Genomic DNA, 16,866 nt, shown 5'->3' with positions numbered 1-16,866 from the left:
CTTGAGTGAAGAACTAAAAAAAGAAGCAACAACTCAAGATAAATCTGATGAGCCAGTGAAGGTAGAAGAAGCTGAAGCACAAGTTGATGAATCAGCAGAAGAAACCTCAGAGGCATCATCAGAACAATCTGAATTAGTCCAATTACAAGCAGATTATGATGAGTTATCTGATCGCTTGATTCGAACGCAAGCAGAAATGCAAAATATCCAACGGCGCCATAAGCGCGATAAAGAGGCAACGTTGAAGTTTCGTGCGCAAGCGTTAGCGAAAGATATAATTCCAGCGATTGACAACTTAGAGCGAGCATTGCAAACAGAAGTGGACACGACATCTGCTGAGAATTTCAAAAAAGGTGTCCAAATGGTGCTCGACAGCTTACAAGCAGCCTTGAAGCAAAATAATATCGAACAAGTCGAGGCGCTCGGCAAGCCATTTGATCCGACTGTACACGAAGCAGTAGCACAAATTCCGGCCTCTGACGGTCAGGAGAGTGGCGAAGTGATTGAAGTCCTAGAGAAAGGCTACACACTTCATGATCGTGTATTGCGTGCAGCTAAAGTTGTTGTCGCAGAATAATAATTAAGCAATTAAAAAATTTATAATTTATAAAGATTGTCAGTTTTGATTAAAAAATCTAAAAAGTAAGGTGATATTAAATGAGTAAAATTATTGGTATTGACTTAGGTACAACGAACTCAGCCGTAGCTGTTCTTGAAGGTGGCGAACCGACTATTATTCCGAACAAAGAAGGAAACCGCACAACTCCTTCTGTCGTTAGCTTCAAAGATGGCGAAATCCAAGTAGGTGAAGCAGCGAAGCGTTCTGCTATCACAAATGAAAACACAATTCTATCAATTAAACGATTGATCGGTACAGACAAAAAAGTAGAAGCTGAAGGTAAAGAATATACTCCACAAGAGATTTCAGCTTATATCTTACAGCACTTAAAAACCTATGCAGAAGACTACTTGGGTGATGAAGTTACGAAAGCAGTTATTACTGTTCCAGCATACTTCAATGATTCACAACGTCAAGCAACAAAAGATGCAGGGAAGATTGCTGGACTTGAAGTTGAACGTATCGTTAACGAACCAACTGCTGCATCACTAGCATATGGATTAGACAAAGAAGAAGCAGAAGAAAATATCCTAGTCTTTGACTTAGGTGGAGGAACGTTCGATGTCTCTATCCTTGAATTAGGTGACGGGGTTTTTGAAGTACTTTCAACTTCTGGAGACAACGAACTTGGTGGAGACGACTTCGACCAAAAAGTTATCGACCACTTAGTGAAAGAATTCAAACAAGAAAATGGCATTGATTTATCGAAAGACAAAAAAGTTGTTCAACGCTTGAAAGATGCAGCTGAAAAAGCGAAAAAAGAATTATCAAGTGTGTCTTCTACTCAAATTAGCTTGCCATTCATTACAGCAGGTGAAGATGGTCCTCTTCACTTAGAGACTACCTTAACACGTGCTAAATTTGATGAATTAACGGTTGATCTGGTAGACCGCACGAAAAAACCAGTTCGTCAAGCGTTGAAAGATGCAGGATTATCTCAATCAGATATTGACCAAGTCGTTCTAGTGGGTGGATCAACTCGTATTCCAGCTGTTGTTGAAGCCGTGAAAAAAGAAACAGGCAAAGAGCCTAACCGTTCTGTTAACCCAGATGAAGTCGTTGCTTTAGGAGCAGCTATTCAAGGGGGCGTCATCTCAGGTGATGTGAAGGATGTTGTTCTACTTGATGTAACACCATTATCACTTGGAATCGAGACAATGGGTGGCGTGTTCACAACCTTAATCGAACGTAACACAACCATCCCAACCAGCAAGTCACAAGTCTTCTCAACTGCTGCTGACAACCAGCCAGCCGTTGATATTCATGTCTTGCAAGGTGAGCGTTCTATGGCGAAAGATAACAAGACACTGGGTCGTTTCCAATTAAGCGATATTCCACCTGCACCACGAGGCGTTCCACAAATCGAAGTCTCATTCGATATTGATAAGAATGGTATCGTAACAGTTTCTGCAAAAGATCAAGGAACTGGTAAAGAGCAAAATATTACTATTAAATCATCATCTGGTCTGAGCGATGACGAAATCGATCGTATGGTTAAAGATGCGGAACAAAATGCAGAAGCGGATAAAAAACGCCGTGAAGAAGTAGAGCTCCGCAATGAAGCCGACCAGCTTGTTTTCCAAGTTGACAAAACCTTAGATGACTTAGAAGGTAAAGTCGATGAAACTGAAGCACAAAAAGCTAAAGATGCTAAAGATGAATTAAAAGAAGCTCTCGAAAATGACGATCTAGATGCAATTAAAACCAAAAAAGATGCACTAAGCGAAATCGTCCAAGAGTTAACAATGAAATTATACGAACAAGCACAACAAGCTCAGCAAGCAGCGCAACAAGCAGGAGCTGCTGATGGAGCAGACAGCGATGATGATGTGGTTGATGCAGACTTTGAAGAAGTGGATGATGACGAATAATCACCACTTGATATTTAATCGCTAATTAAGAAGAATAGAAAGAGCCAAAGCCTTGTGCTTTTGGCTTTTTCTATGATTGATGGGAGGAATAATATGGCACAAAAAGAAGACTTTTATGATGTACTGGGTGTGTCCAAAGATGCCAGTGATAGAGACATAAAAAAAGCTTACCGTAAGCTATCCAAAAAATATCACCCCGATATTAATGATGCACCAGAAGCTGAAAAAAAATTCAAACAAATTACGGAAGCCTATGAAACGTTAAGTGATGATCAGAAACGGGCTGCTTATGATAAATATGGGCATGCTTCAACTGATCCAAACTTCAATGGAGGTGGCTTTGGCGGTTTTGGTGGACAAGGCGGAGGCGGTAGCTTCGGTGGCTTCGAAGATATTTTTGATCAATTCTTTGGTGGGTCGCGCGGTGGTGCATCTCGTCGCAATCCGAATGCACCCCAACAAGGTCAAGACTTACAGTATGTCATGGATCTAGAATTTGATGAAGCGATCTTCGGGAAAGAAACTAAAATTAAATATACGCGTCAGGAAGAATGCGGGAACTGTGACGGAAGTGGTGCGAAGCCAGGGACTAGTCCAGAACAGTGCTCCCGTTGTGGTGGAAGTGGTCAAGTGATCGGTGAGCAGAACACTCCATTTGGCCGTGTACAGACACAACAAGCTTGTCCGAACTGTAATGGGACGGGGCAGGAGATTAAAGAAAAATGTGCTGAATGTCATGGTAAAGGGAAGAAGAAAGAACGTCATACCGTGAAAGTCAATGTTCCAGCTGGTGTTGAAGATGGTAATCAGCTTCGACTGCAAGGTCAAGGAAATGCTGGTAAGAATGGTGGGCCATATGGGGACTTATATGTTGTCTTCCGGGTGAAACCATCAGACATCTTTGAGCGTAATGGCAGCGAGATTTATTATGAATTACCGATTAATATTGTCCAAGCAACACTCGGTGATGAAGTGAAAGTCCCAACCGTTCATGGTAAAGTAAAATTCAAAATTCCAGCAGGTACCCAACCGAATACAACTTTCCGTCTGAAAGGAAAAGGTGCGCCAAGACTTCGCCGTAAAGACAACGGTGACCAGCATATTATGGTGAAAGTTATTGTTCCTGAAAAATTAAACAAGCAACAATCAGAATTATTACGTGAATTTGCTGAAGTGAGCGATTACGATAGTATCAATGAACAATCAGATCAATCATTCTTCTCAAAATTCAAAGATGCATTTAAGGATTAAGTCATAAGTCAATCGTTTAAAAAGTAAAAAGCCAACGCTCTTGATGATTAAACTCATCAGGGGTGTTGGCTTTTTTTGATATATTATTATTTTGGGCTAGTTATTATAGAAAGATACTTTTCAATTCAACATAATCTTCGATGGCGTAAATCCCATTCTCACGACTAATTCCAGATTGCTTATAACCGCCAAATGGTGCTTTGGATGTGCGGTTACCTCCATTGACATAGACGTTACCTGCTTGGATTTGTCGGGCTACTTTGCGAGCTTGCTCATCAGGTCCAACAACTGCCCCGTTCAAGCCATATTTGATATCATTCGCGAGTTCAATAGCTTCTTCAACCGTCTCGTACGTAATAACCACTAAGACGGGACCAAAAATTTCCTCTTGGGCAATTTGCATTTGGTTATCCACGTTAATAAAGACAGTCGGTTCAATAAATAATCCCGTGCCATCTAACGCTTTTCCGCCAATAAAGAGTTCGGCACCTTCATCCTGGCCAATCTTAATATAGTCTAAGACGGTTTCATATTGCTCTTGTGATACCATTGGACCGACGCGATTATCGCGATTTGCTGGATCACCGACCTTCAGTGTAGCATAATGAGCTTCTAAGATTTTTTTCGTATCGTCTAAGCGATGTTTAGGGACAAGTAAGCGAGAGAGCGCGGAGCAAGTTTGACCTTGGTTGTCGATAACTGTATTAGCTGATTGTTTAACAGCTGCTTCTAGGTCGCCCCCATCGAGATAAATTAGCGGTGACTTACCACCAAGTTCCAGCACCAGGCGTTTTACATGATCGCTGGCGATTTCGTACAATCCTTTTCCAACTGCTGTAGAACCGGTAAAGGAGATAATAGAAATATCTTCATGGGAAGCCAAATAATTCCCAACCGTACTGCCTGGTCCAGTGACTAAGTTGAAGACGCCATCTGGTAAGCCAGCTGCTTCGATAATTTCTGCATAGATATAGGCAGTTAACGGTGTTTCGCTAGCAGGTTTAACAACAACCGTGTTACCAGCAAGTAAGGCTGGAGTTACTTTACGTTGGATTTGGTTCAGTGGGTAATTCCACGGTGTAATACAAGCAACAACACCGGATCCTTCTTTGACCACTTTGGCATTATCCACATCTTCTTCGAACTTAAAGTCATCATAGGCATCTAAGGTGGCTTCCATTTCATTGATTGAGATTTGAGATTGTGCATTTTCAGTATAATCGGCAGATGAGCCTAATTCTTGGATAATCGTTTGGTCGATTTCTTCTTTTCGTTCTTTAATGCCATCCAATATTTTTTGGACATAAGCTTTTCGCTCTGCTGGTGTTGTTTCCTTCCAGTGTACGAAAGCATTCTTCGCTGCTTGTACAGCTAGGTTAACATCAGCTTCAGAGGCATTCCGTACCTTAGCAATCACTTCTTCGGTTGCTGAGTTGGTGACTTCTTGATAAGCTTCGCCACTTGCTTCTTGGAATTGTCCATTAATAAATAGACGATTAATTGTTTTCATTTGAATACTCCTTTTTTCTATAGATGTCTGATTGATCATAATTTACTTACTTTTTATACGTATCTATTTTTATTATGAACTAAAGTGATAGAAAATGCAATGGAAACCCCTTCCTAATCTTAACTAAAAATTGTCAATTTATTGAACGTAGCGATTCAATTTGTATCAATAGCACCTAATGGGCAGTCTGTTAATTGCCTCTTATAAGCGGAAAAAAGTGGTATTAATACCGAAAGATGTCAGGATAAGGATGAGTTTTGCGGTCTGGATTATTAAAATATATTAAGCTAACTTAAAAATATATTGACTTATTTATTTTATTTGTTTATACTATTTATGAAGTTTATTTTAGTCTAACTTAAAAAAGGGGGTCTGGTGATTCATTTCTAGTTAGACATGAAGAAATTGAGTAGGAACTGTCAATTATATGAATTAATGTATCGTGCTAGAGTATTCTAGTGGCGTGAAAAAGTCATTGCAATAAACCTATTCATTAATTAGATATATAGTTTAAATAATAAAATGTTTATAAGGTATTTTAATAAAAAATCATTAGGAGGATTATATGAATAAGAAAAGTGTTCTTAAGTCAGTTTTAGTCGCGCCACTTGTGTTATCTGTTTTGTACGGGGAAGCAGTATATGCTAGTGAGGATGTTAAAGACCCCGTTACAGATACGGATAAACCACATAGTGACAATAAACAGTCAACTGATTTAAATGGAATGAATGAAGCGACTGTTGTAGATCAAGCAATTCATACGTCGCTGGAAAATGAATCAAATGAAGAACGTCAGTCAGCAGTAGATGAGAAACAGCTGGCCCCCACAGCCAATGATACAAGTGCAGAAACTCAACCGGCTTCTGCTAAAGAAAAAACTCCTTCAGTAGTAGAAGAAACAGCTACAACGCCAGAACATACCATTACTGAGCCTGAGGAATTCCTTGCTAAAGAAAAGGGAATTGACGGTGAAGAAGCTTCAGGTGAGAAAAAAGAAGAGCCGCATAAAGTAGAAGCACCTGCTCCAGAATCATCAAAAGCTCAAGCACCGAAAGTTGATCAAAAAGAAGATGGTCGATCTGTTTATATCGTTGAATATAATGATGATGCGGGTAAAGAAAAAATTAAACAGGAATTAGGTAAGTTAGAAAACACAGAAATTTTATACGATTATAATGTGTTATTCAAAGGAAATGCAATTAAGACAACTCCAGAGAATATGGAGAAACTGAAACGACTTCAAGTGATGAAGTCTGTTGAACGTGCGCATGAAGTACAACCTATGATGAACAATGCCCGCAAAGAAATTGGGGTTGAAGAATCAATTAATTACTTGAAAGCTATCGGGGCAGCAAGTATTATTAATAAGTTTGACGGTCGTGGAACCGTGATTGCCAATATTGATACGGGGGTAGACCATAGACATAAAGCAATGCGACTAGATGATGATGCGAAGCCGCACATGAAAATTAAAAAAGAAAACCTAAAAGGAACGGATAAAACATACTGGGTTAGCGACAAGATTCCGCATGCCTTCAACTACTACACAGGCGGTAAAGTCACTATGGAGAAACATGATGACGGTTCAGATTATTATGATCCGCATGGTATGCATATTGCAGGGATCTTAGCCGGGAATGATACCGATGAAGATATCAAAAAGAACAATGGTATTGATGGAATAGCTCCAAATGCGCAGATTTTCTCTTACAAGATGTATTCAGATGCAGGGAGTGGTTTTGCTGGAGACGAAACCATGTTCCACGCCTTTGAACATGCCATTAAAAATGGGGTCGATGTTGTCTCTATTTCTTCAGGATTTACAGGAACAGGTTTAGTGGGTGAGAAGTACTGGGAAGCTATCCGTTCGTTAAGAAAAGCAGGTATTCCAGTTGTCGTCGCTACCGGTAACTTTGCAACTTCATCATCTAGCACTTCTTGGGATAATACAGCTAATAATGCGCTGAAAATGACCGACACAGGTAACGTTACTCGAACAGCGGCTCACGAAGATGCGATTGCCGTTGCTTCCGCTCGAAATACCGAAATTATATTTAACAAACTAAAAATTAATGACGAAGACTTTAAGTACACCCATGTGGGAGCATTCTTCGATAAAGACAAAATTGTTACAGAAAATGAAGCAACCCAGACTAAATTTAAATTTGTCTATATCGGACAAGGCCGTGATGAAGATGTAGCCGGCTTGGATCTAAAAGATAAAATTGCCGTAATGGACCGTATTTATACAAAGGATTTAAAACATGCTTTTAAACGAGCCAAAGATAAAGGTGCTCGTGCAGTCATGTTAGTTAATACAGTTAACTTTTATAATCGCGATAATTGGACTGATCTACCAGCAATGGGATATGAAGGGGACACGAAGACAGATGCACAAGTTATGACTGTCTCAGGAGAAGATGGGCTTAAACTCTGGAACATGATTGCCCCTAATAAAAAGAGAGATGTTAAGAAAAATGATATAAAAGACTTTAAAGGAAAAGAAGATCAGTATTACCCAATTGATATGGAGTCATTTAATGCGAACAAACCAAATGTTGGTGACGAAAAAGAATTAACGTTTAATTTCTCTGATGAAAAAGCGATTGTTAAGAACCAACTCGTCCCAGCTGGATCAACATCTTGGGGTCCACGAGTCGACTTATTATTGAAACCTGATGTATCTGCACCAGGTAAAAATATCAAATCTACACTTAATGTCATCAATGGCAAGTCAACTTACGGTTATATGTCAGGAACATCCATGGCTACTCCCGTAGTGGCCGCAGCGACTACATTAATCAAACCTAAATTACAAGAGATGCTAAAAACAGATACCCTTAAAAATTTAACAGGGGATAATGCTATTGATTTTACAACATTAACTAAGATTGTCCTCCAAAATACAGCCACGCCAATGATGGATCCAACTACTTGGGGAGAGTCAGCCGTTCACTATGCCTCGCCAAGACAACAAGGAGCCGGGTTAATTAATGTGGCTAAAGCCCTTAAAAATAATGTCTTAGCAACCTTTAAAAATAAAGACTCTAAGGGATTAGTCAATTCATATGGCTCAATTTCTTTGAAGGAAGTTAAGCATGAAAAACGATTATTCTCAGTGAATTTACACAACACGTCGAATCGTGATTTGACGTTTAAAGTATCCGCTAGTCCGGTGACAACTGATGGTATTGTTAACAAATTAAAACTAGACGAAACGTACCAAGATGAAAAATCAAAAGACGGTAAGAAGATCGTACCAGAAATTCATCCAACAGCTGTTAACAACGCAGGCATTGAATTCGAAAAAGATACCTTTACAATTAAGGCGAATTCTAGTTATGAACTGAAAGGAATTCTTAACTTAGGAGATGCCCACGGTAAGAATCAATTTGTTGAATCCTTCATTAACTTCGAGTCTGTTGAAGAAGCTGAAGACAAAAATAACCCTTCTGCGCAACCATCACTTACGATGCCATTAATGGGATTTGCAGGGGACTGGAATAAAGAACCAATCTTAGATAAATGGGCTTGGGAAGAAGGCTCTCGCGCTAAAAGCATGGAAGGAGTGGACGATACTGGGAAACCCAAAGTTCCGGGTACGTTAAATAAAGGACAAGGTGGAGAACATGGCTTAGATATGTTCACGCCAACTGGTGTTATTCAAAATAGAAAAGATGGTAAGAATAAAGCATTAGACCAAGATCCTGACATCTTTGCCTTTAACAACCATCCTAATTTGAATGCTCCATCAAAGAGTGGCTCAAAAATTATTAATATTACTCCATTAGATAAAGATGGAAATCCACAAGAAGCGAGTGTACAAAAAGATGTCACACCATCGCCATTAGTGCTTCGATCAGCTTTAAATGGTGAAATCTCTATTGTAAATAACACCGGTGAAAACGGTCAAAAACAAAACACCTTAAAAGTCCTCTCGAAAGAGCATTTTGTCCGAGGTATTTTGAACTCTAAGCGAAATGATTCTCATGGAATCAAGAGTTCCGGCCTAAAAGTTTGGGGAGACTTGAAATGGGATGGTTTGATCTATAATCCACGTGGCAAGGAAAATGTAATTGATCCAACTGTTGATAGTGCATCTCCTGAAGGTATCCAAGGACAGTATGAATCTATTGCAGAAGGACAGTACTACTTCAAGTTCAAGTATCGACTGACTGAGGATCACCCATGGCAAGAGTCATATATTCCGGTTAAGATTGACAATACGCCACCAGAAATTGTTTCGGTAGATTTCTCTAATCCAAGTGCAGTTCGTTTATTAGTTAAAGATACTTACCACCGAGCTAAAGAAGCTTACAAAAACGACATGCTCTTCTATAGAGATCAAGTGCTGCATCCGGATAAATTTGAAAAAGTAAACAATAAAGTTTGGTATGCGGGGGCTGCGATTGTAGACCAATACGGACGCCCTGAAAAAATGTTAGATGTTGTCTATGCCGGAGAGGGTGAAGGTAAAAATAGATTGCTCGATAAGGACGGCAATACCGTTTATGAAATTAGAAATGCTGGAGATCTTCGCGGTAAAATTCTTGAAGTGGTTGCACTAGATGGAGCATCTAACTTCACAAAAATTCACCGAATTAAATTTGCCAATAAGGCTGATGAGAATGGCAAGATTACTTATCACTTGATCGATCCTGATGTAGATAGTTCTAAGTATGTTAAGTTAGGTGAGATTGATGAGAGCAAGCTACTAGAAGGCTTGAAAAAACCAGCAGAATCTGCGGTAGCACCTGATGAAGAAACAACACCAGAAGCCCCAACCATTGAAGACACCACACAGCCTACTGGGGAATCAGCAGTTACAATTAACAAAGAGGTCTCGACTATTCGTGACTTTGAAACATCAGACTTGAAGAAAAAAATTAAGCTCAAATACAAAGAGATGCCAGACTTTGTTAATGGTGGGACGAGACAAGTCATTATGGACTACAACTACGATAGTAACTATCAACCAATTAGCTATGAAGATGGTTCGGAATTAGAATATGAAGTAGAAGATGAGGAAAACTTAAAAGATTTCATTGGTGTGGTTAATCCATCAGCTAGCGGTAGTTTTGAAATTATGGGACAAGTGACAAATGTGTCATCTAGTGCCAGTGCTTACATTTCGAATGGCCAACTTCGCAATAAAATTGTAACTAAATATGATCCAACTACCCAGGTAATGACCTTTGACTTATACGGTAATATTAATGATATCGTTAATGGGATGCCATACGCAGGAGATATGAGCATTACTATTACAGATGGTTGGCGTACTAGAAAAGTCCTTAAAGTTCGTATGCCGGAAAGTAAACTAGGAGAGAGAACGGTATATCCTTACGCTTCACAATATGGTAGTATTATTGAACTAGGTCAAGCTGAACTTCGTAAACTACCAACTCGTGAAGATGCTACCTTGGGGACGAATACTGTCTACGAAGATGAACAACAACCTGGTTACTATATTTTAAATGATAAAATTTATGTCCGTGATGGGTATGCATTAAAATTAAGCTCCTATAACCCAGGTAAGACGGATATGATCGATTCGAATGGCGCCTACAGTAAGGAAGATATTAAGAAGATCATAGATTCAGAGCCGAACATGGTGGATATGACTTCTAAATGGGTTTATGGGGATTCAAGATTCAGTAGAGATGGTCGAACAAGCTATGATATACGATTCAAGACCAAGCAAGGATTTAATATCTTACGCTACCAAGTCTTCAAGATTAAGACAGATGAGCAAAACCGTGCTATAGATAAAGATGGCCAATTAATCGATACCACTAGTGCGGACGCGTTGCAAAAACTTGTCTTAATAGGTGAAGATGACAAACCTTATGAAGGTGAATTAGGTGACGTCGCAGCGCTCAATGAAGACGGAAAAGTCTTCTATCTTGATACAAAACCTGTTGAGTTACAACTTGACCGTCGATACTTTAATCCAAGCAATACCAATAAGCTTTATCTTAAGAAAGGACCCTTCTACTTGCGTGGTAGAATTGGAGATAAAGGTGGTTTTTACTGGCAATTGCGGGTTAATGAATCAATCATTGAAGATTATCTCATCTATGGAGATTTACACATCGATAACTCCAGACCGTTTAACGTGGAATTAAAAGTGGCTAACGGTGATGTAATGGATTGGGGAATAAAAGATTACAAATCAAATGGATTCCCAGATGTTGTTTATGATCTTGATGGCAAACCGTTCCTAAAAGCGGGTGAGAATGGTAACCCGAATAAAGCAGCTGTTGGCGTTCACTACCAATTCTTCTACGATAATAAAAAACCAGAGATTAACCTAGAATTATCGAAGGAGAAAAAAGGGGAGTTAGCCTTAACGTATGGAGAGAACAAGTATCTCAACCTTACGATTCAAGACTTGCGTGATGATGGTAAAGCTGGTGAAATTCAAGAGTACCAGGTCTATGTCAATGGTCAAAAAATTGATAACTTTGATTTATCAAACCAAAAAGGACCATTTGATATGACCGTAGTGGCTAAGGACTACGCGGGCAATACTAAAGTAGAGAAATATCACTTCGATGCTGAAAAAGAAACATTAACAAAACTAGCCGATGAAGCGAAAACGAAGACAACGATCGCCTTCAAAGACAATAGTCAGCTTAACTTCGATGTTGTTGCTGGGGAAGATTTTGTCTTGCCAGACTACACCGGCGTTGTTCCAGAAAACAAACTTTTTGCTGGCTACCGAATTAATAATGAAAGTAAGCTAATAGAAGCAGGCGAAACGATTATTTCTAGCTTAGATGCAGAAGGTTATACGGTTGAAGCAGTCTTTAAAGACCGACCAGTCGTTGAAGAACCGGAGTATGTTGAGCCGAAATTCCCTGATAAAAAAGAGAATGACCAAGAAGATCAAATGCCAGAACAAACGCCTCAACCCGAAGCTAAACCAGATAATGATAAGGAACAAACGCCACAACCAGAAATCATAAAAGACTACTTCAAACTTATCGCTGACTTCGATGGGGAACAAGTTGTCTATGACCGCAAAGATTCTGATGTTTGGACCTCAGCGGAACAGGCTCGCGAAGTGTATGATCAATACTTGCCGGAAGCTATTGAACGTGGCGGTAAGGAATATCAACGTGTAGATGTCACTTTTGTAGCATCGGAAAAGGAAGCAATTCTGACCTATGTATTTAAATTAAAAGAAAATCAAACAGAAGTCCCTACACCACCATCTATTGAAGAGAGTGGATCAGATCAAGCGGAAGAAAAGCCACAACAACCTAAGCGACCAGAAATAGATGATAATCAATCAACTGGGGAAATTCCTGATACAACTGATGAGGATGATAAATTACCTGATGATTCGAAGATAGAGACAGGAAAAGGTGAAAGTCTCATTCGTCCGGATCAACCAGCATTTGAAGGTGGAGTGAATCATCATAAAGCAGCTACTCATGAAAAACCGGTATTTCCACATCATCAACTACAAGCATTACTTCAAGTTGAAAAAGATAACGCAATAACATCTATTGCGACATTGCCAAATTTAAATGAAGACGCTATAGCTACTTATCGAATAGCTATACAACAGGCAGAAAATGTGCCTGCTATTGAAACAATTATTCGCCAAGCAGTTGCATTAAATGAAAAACTTGTTGTTAGCACTGAAATGAACAAAATAGCAGATCAGAAAAACAATGAAAGTGGAAAACATACCATACAACAATCAGAGGTGATTACCAATAAATTACCTCAATCATCTAACAAACAACTGACTGAAAAAGCTGAAGAACAAGTTGCAGAAGGTGAGCGATTACCAGATACTGCTACAGGATCATGGATTCTTGGATTAATAGGAATTTTTTCAACGCTGGTAGGAGTGAGCATAGAAAAATTAAGAAAAGACTAGCTAACACCCAATGATGTGTTCCCAAAAAAGTTGGAGTTTTGAATAGTAACAATTAAGCATATAATTGAGTGGTTTATTTCCGGCAATTGACCAGAGATAAGCCACTCGATTTTGTTTTTATCCAATCATTATTATAGTAATACATAAAAGATCATAATAGTTTTGCTTAACTTTCGAGGGTAAGTATATTAGGGGAGTTAGCTTCTTATTAATTTAAGAGCTTCTCGGCTTGTTGATATTTATGTTAAATAAATGGTATAATGAAAAAGAATGTTTATAGAAAGTAGGGGACTTGATGGATAAACAACAAGCGCGTGAGCGACAAGAGCGTATTCGGAATTTTTCGATTATTGCCCATATCGATCATGGGAAATCGACACTGGCAGATCGTATTCTGCAAGTTACGGAAACCGTTAGTGATCGAGAAATGCAAGATCAACTTTTGGACTCAATGGATCTTGAGCGTGAGCGTGGAATTACGATTAAATTAAATACAGTTGAATTGAAATATCAAGCGAAAGATGGTCAAGAATATCTGTTCCACTTAATTGATACACCGGGGCATGTTGACTTTACGTATGAAGTGTCACGTAGTTTGGCTGCTTGTGAGGGAGCTATTTTAGTCGTTGATGCAGCTCAAGGAGTTGAGGCACAAACCTTGGCTAATGTGTACCTAGCGATAGATGCTGACTTGGAAATCGTACCAGTCATTAATAAAATCGACTTGCCAGCAGCGGATCCAGAGCGAGTTAGTCTTGAAGTAGAAAATATGATTGGACTAGATGCAAGTGATGCCGTTCATGCGAGTGCAAAAAATGGGATTGGGATTGAAGATATTCTTGAGCAAATTGTCGACAAAGTACCACCACCAGAAGGCGATATTGATAATCCTGTCCAAGCTTTAATTTTTGATTCGGTATATGATTCTTACCGTGGTGTCGTATTAAGTGTCCGCGTGAAAGAAGGTATGATCGAAAAGGGCGACAAGATAAAACTGATGAATAGTGGGAAGGTCTATGAAGTGACTGAACTAGGTGTGTTCTCACCAAAACCGATTGAAAGAGATGCCCTGATGGTCGGGGATGTTGGCTATATTACAGCAAATATTAAATCTGTTCGAGATGCACGTGTTGGGGATACGATTACATTAGCGAATAATCCAGCTGATAAACCACTACAAGGTTACCGAACTATGATTCCAATGGTATACTGTGGAATGTACCCAACCGATTCAGGGGACTATGAGGACTTACGAGAAGCTCTCGAACGTTTGCAGTTGAATGATTCTTCACTCCAATTCCAAGCAGAAACATCACAAGCATTAGGTTTCGGTTTCCGCTGTGGGTTCCTAGGTATGTTGCATATGGATGTTATTCAGGAGCGTCTGGAGCGCGAGTTTAATTTAGACTTAATTACAACTGCTCCGTCCGTTATTTATCATGTTCAAAAAACAGATGGTGAGATGATCGAAGTCAGCAACCCATCTGAGATGCCAGAACCGACTGAGATTGACTCTATTGAAGAACCTCGTGTTAAAGCAACTGTTACAGTACCGAATGATTATGTGGGTGCTGTGATGGAAATTTGTGAGCGCAAGCGTGGGAACTTTGTTACGATGGAATACTTAGATGATTTACGGGTCAATGTGATTTATAATTTACCACTTTCAGAAATTGTCTTTGATTTCTTCGACCGATTGAAGTCCATGACAAAAGGTTATGCTTCGCTCGACTATGAAGCAGCGGGTTATGAGCAAAGTAACCTTGTGAAGATGGATATTCTCATTCATGGCGATTCGGTGGATGCCTTGAGCTTCATTGTTCATAAAGATTTTTCTTATGAACGGGGCCGAGCAATTGTTGATCAATTGAAAGAAAAAATTCCACGTCAACAATTTGAAATTCCAATCCAAGCAGCAATTGGTCACAATATTGTAGCACGTTCAACGGTTAAGGCTTACCGTAAAGATGTTACAGAGAAACTCTACGGTGGGGATGTTACCCGTCGTCAGAAACTCTTGAAGAAACAAAAAGAAGGTAAGAAACGGATGAAGAATGTTGGTAATGTAGAAATTCCACAAGAAGCATTCATGGCAGTACTTGATTTGGACAGTGATTAATGAACAAAAGCTTTGGCATTGGCCAGAGCTTTTTTAATAGAGAGGAAGCATTTATATGAGTATGGAAGAGAAGTTAGAACGATTTAAGGAAATAATTGATCAGCATCATCGGATTGTATTTTTTGGTGGAGCAGGGGTGTCGACTGCGAGTGGTATTCCAGATTTTCGTTCCTCAGCTGGACTATACGCTGAAGATCAGCATCGACAACTACCAGCTGAAGAAATTGTATCTGCTAGTTTTTTTCGGAAAAATCCAGTACAATTTTTTCAGTTTTACTTTGATAAATTAGTTTATCCAGAAGCAAAACCCAACATTGCCCATCAATTTATGGCACAGTTGGAGGAACAAGGAAAAAATATACAGATTGTCACACAAAATATTGATAATTTGCATAAACAAGCAGGAAGCAGTCACGTCCATCATTTACATGGGACAACAGAACATAATTATTGTATAAATTGTGGACGGTACTATAATTATGAAGAATTAATATTAGATGAGTCTGGCATTCCAAGATGCTCAGCTGATCAAGGCATTGTTCGCCCTGATGTAACGCTCTACGGTGAACAGCTTGATATGACAGTCGTAGATCAGGCAATTCGAGTGATGAAAGAAGCTGAAGTTTTGATTGTAGCGGGAACATCTTTAGTTGTATATCCTGCTGCAGGGTTAATTGATTACTTCAATGGACAGCATGCGATAGTTATTAACAACCAGCCCATCCGTACGCACCGGCTTGAGCCACTTCTGTTCATTCAGGATATGACAGATGTGTTTAGCGTATTAAGTTAGGAAGGAGCATGTATGATGGATACCTTACTAAGTTCAGATCGCTCTACGGTTGAGATTGCTCAAGACTTATTAGGATGTGTACTTCAGAAAGAAACGCATTCAGGGTTAGTAGCAGGTTGGATTGTTGATGTAGAGGCTTATCTTGGTGTGGAAGATCTAGCATCACATAGTTATGGTGGCAAAAGAACGCCACGACTTCGCGCGCAATATAGCCCACCAGGAACCATCTACATCTATCAAATGAGAGGACATCTATTACTCAATATTGTAACAGGAGATACACAGACGCCACAAGGGGTAATGATTCGAGCCATTCAACCTAAAACGGGTCTTGCATTGATTAATCAGCGTCGTCATCCAATTACTGGAGTTGATCAAGTCAATGGTCCGGGTAAATTGACACAGGCACTAGGCATTACGACTGAAGATTAGGGTACGCATATTACTGAAGGTTCCCTTCAATTAACCCAGAATGATCGGCGCTTCCCGCAAAAGATTGTAGCTCTTCCACGCATTGGTATTCCTAATAAAGGTGAGTGGACGGATAAGAAGTTACGATTTGTTGTTGGAGGTAACCCATATATTTCAAAGCAAAGCAAATATAAGGTGAATGAAGAGACAAATGGATGGAGCATGTAATGTTGCATAATACAACTTATTAAACCCCTGTATATCAAGGGTTTAAACCGGCGTAAATATTTATTCTTCGTTAATTTGTATAGCACAACTAATAATATTTAATAAATTTAGAAACTAAACACTAATTCTAGATGAGTTCGTGTATTAATACAATAGGGAAAGGGTGA

General features: G+C 39.4%; 7 protein-coding genes and 1 pseudogene. 7 read left to right on the top strand and 1 reads right to left on the bottom strand.

The genetic code is table 11. The annotated features are described in order from the left end of the window. Window position 1 precedes the first annotated feature (1 nt). From grpE to dnaJ, 3 genes are all read left to right on the top strand, one after another. Window positions 2-577 (top strand): nucleotide exchange factor GrpE, encoded by a 576-nt coding sequence (gene grpE / locus HMPREF9703_RS05870; RefSeq protein ID WP_004636359.1) that lies wholly within the window; start codon window positions 2-4, stop codon window positions 575-577. Between the two features lie 80 nt (window positions 578-657). Next, window positions 658-2,490: a molecular chaperone DnaK gene (dnaK, locus tag HMPREF9703_RS05865; protein ID WP_004636357.1), complete on the top strand. Its 1,833-nt coding sequence runs from the start codon at window positions 658-660 to the stop codon at window positions 2,488-2,490. Window positions 2,491-2,583: 93 nt separating this feature from the next. Continuing rightward, the gene (dnaJ, locus tag HMPREF9703_RS05860) at window positions 2,584-3,741 is read left to right on the top strand and encodes a molecular chaperone DnaJ (RefSeq protein ID WP_004636354.1); all 1,158 of its coding nucleotides are present in this window, start codon (window positions 2,584-2,586) and stop codon (window positions 3,739-3,741) included. Between the two features lie 103 nt (window positions 3,742-3,844). Here dnaJ and HMPREF9703_RS05855 read toward each other — a convergent pair whose 3' ends face one another. Beyond that, window positions 3,845-5,251, bottom strand: a complete 1,407-nt coding sequence (locus HMPREF9703_RS05855) for an aldehyde dehydrogenase family protein (protein ID WP_004636352.1) — start codon at window positions 5,249-5,251, stop codon at window positions 3,845-3,847. Window positions 5,252-5,975: 724 nt separating this feature from the next. On the opposite strand from HMPREF9703_RS05855, the gene HMPREF9703_RS05850 reads away from it, so the two are divergent. The 4 genes and pseudogenes from HMPREF9703_RS05850 to HMPREF9703_RS05835 all read left to right on the top strand — a co-directional run bounded on the left by HMPREF9703_RS05850 (window position 5,976) and on the right by HMPREF9703_RS05835 (window position 16,699). Further along, on the top strand, window positions 5,976-13,148 hold the full coding sequence (locus tag HMPREF9703_RS05850) for a S8 family serine peptidase (RefSeq protein ID WP_218914826.1): 7,173 nt from the start codon (window positions 5,976-5,978) through the stop codon (window positions 13,146-13,148). 295 nt (window positions 13,149-13,443) lie between these two features. Then, on the top strand, window positions 13,444-15,267 hold the full coding sequence (lepA, locus tag HMPREF9703_RS05845; RefSeq protein WP_004636349.1) for a translation elongation factor 4: 1,824 nt from the start codon (window positions 13,444-13,446) through the stop codon (window positions 15,265-15,267). A 55-nt stretch (window positions 15,268-15,322) separates the two neighbouring features. Then, window positions 15,323-16,060: an NAD-dependent protein deacylase gene (locus HMPREF9703_RS05840; RefSeq protein WP_004636347.1), complete on the top strand. Its 738-nt coding sequence runs from the start codon at window positions 15,323-15,325 to the stop codon at window positions 16,058-16,060. 12 nt (window positions 16,061-16,072) lie between these two features. Next, window positions 16,073-16,699 (top strand): annotated as a pseudogene (locus tag HMPREF9703_RS05835) (DNA-3-methyladenine glycosylase). Window positions 16,700-16,866 lie beyond the last annotated feature (167 nt).

This window comes from Dolosigranulum pigrum ATCC 51524, assembly GCF_000245815.1.
Classification (GTDB): domain Bacteria; phylum Bacillota; class Bacilli; order Lactobacillales; family Carnobacteriaceae_A; genus Dolosigranulum; species Dolosigranulum pigrum.
Note: the sequence above shows the minus strand (reverse complement) of the source record. Positions and strands in the feature narration are given on the sequence as shown.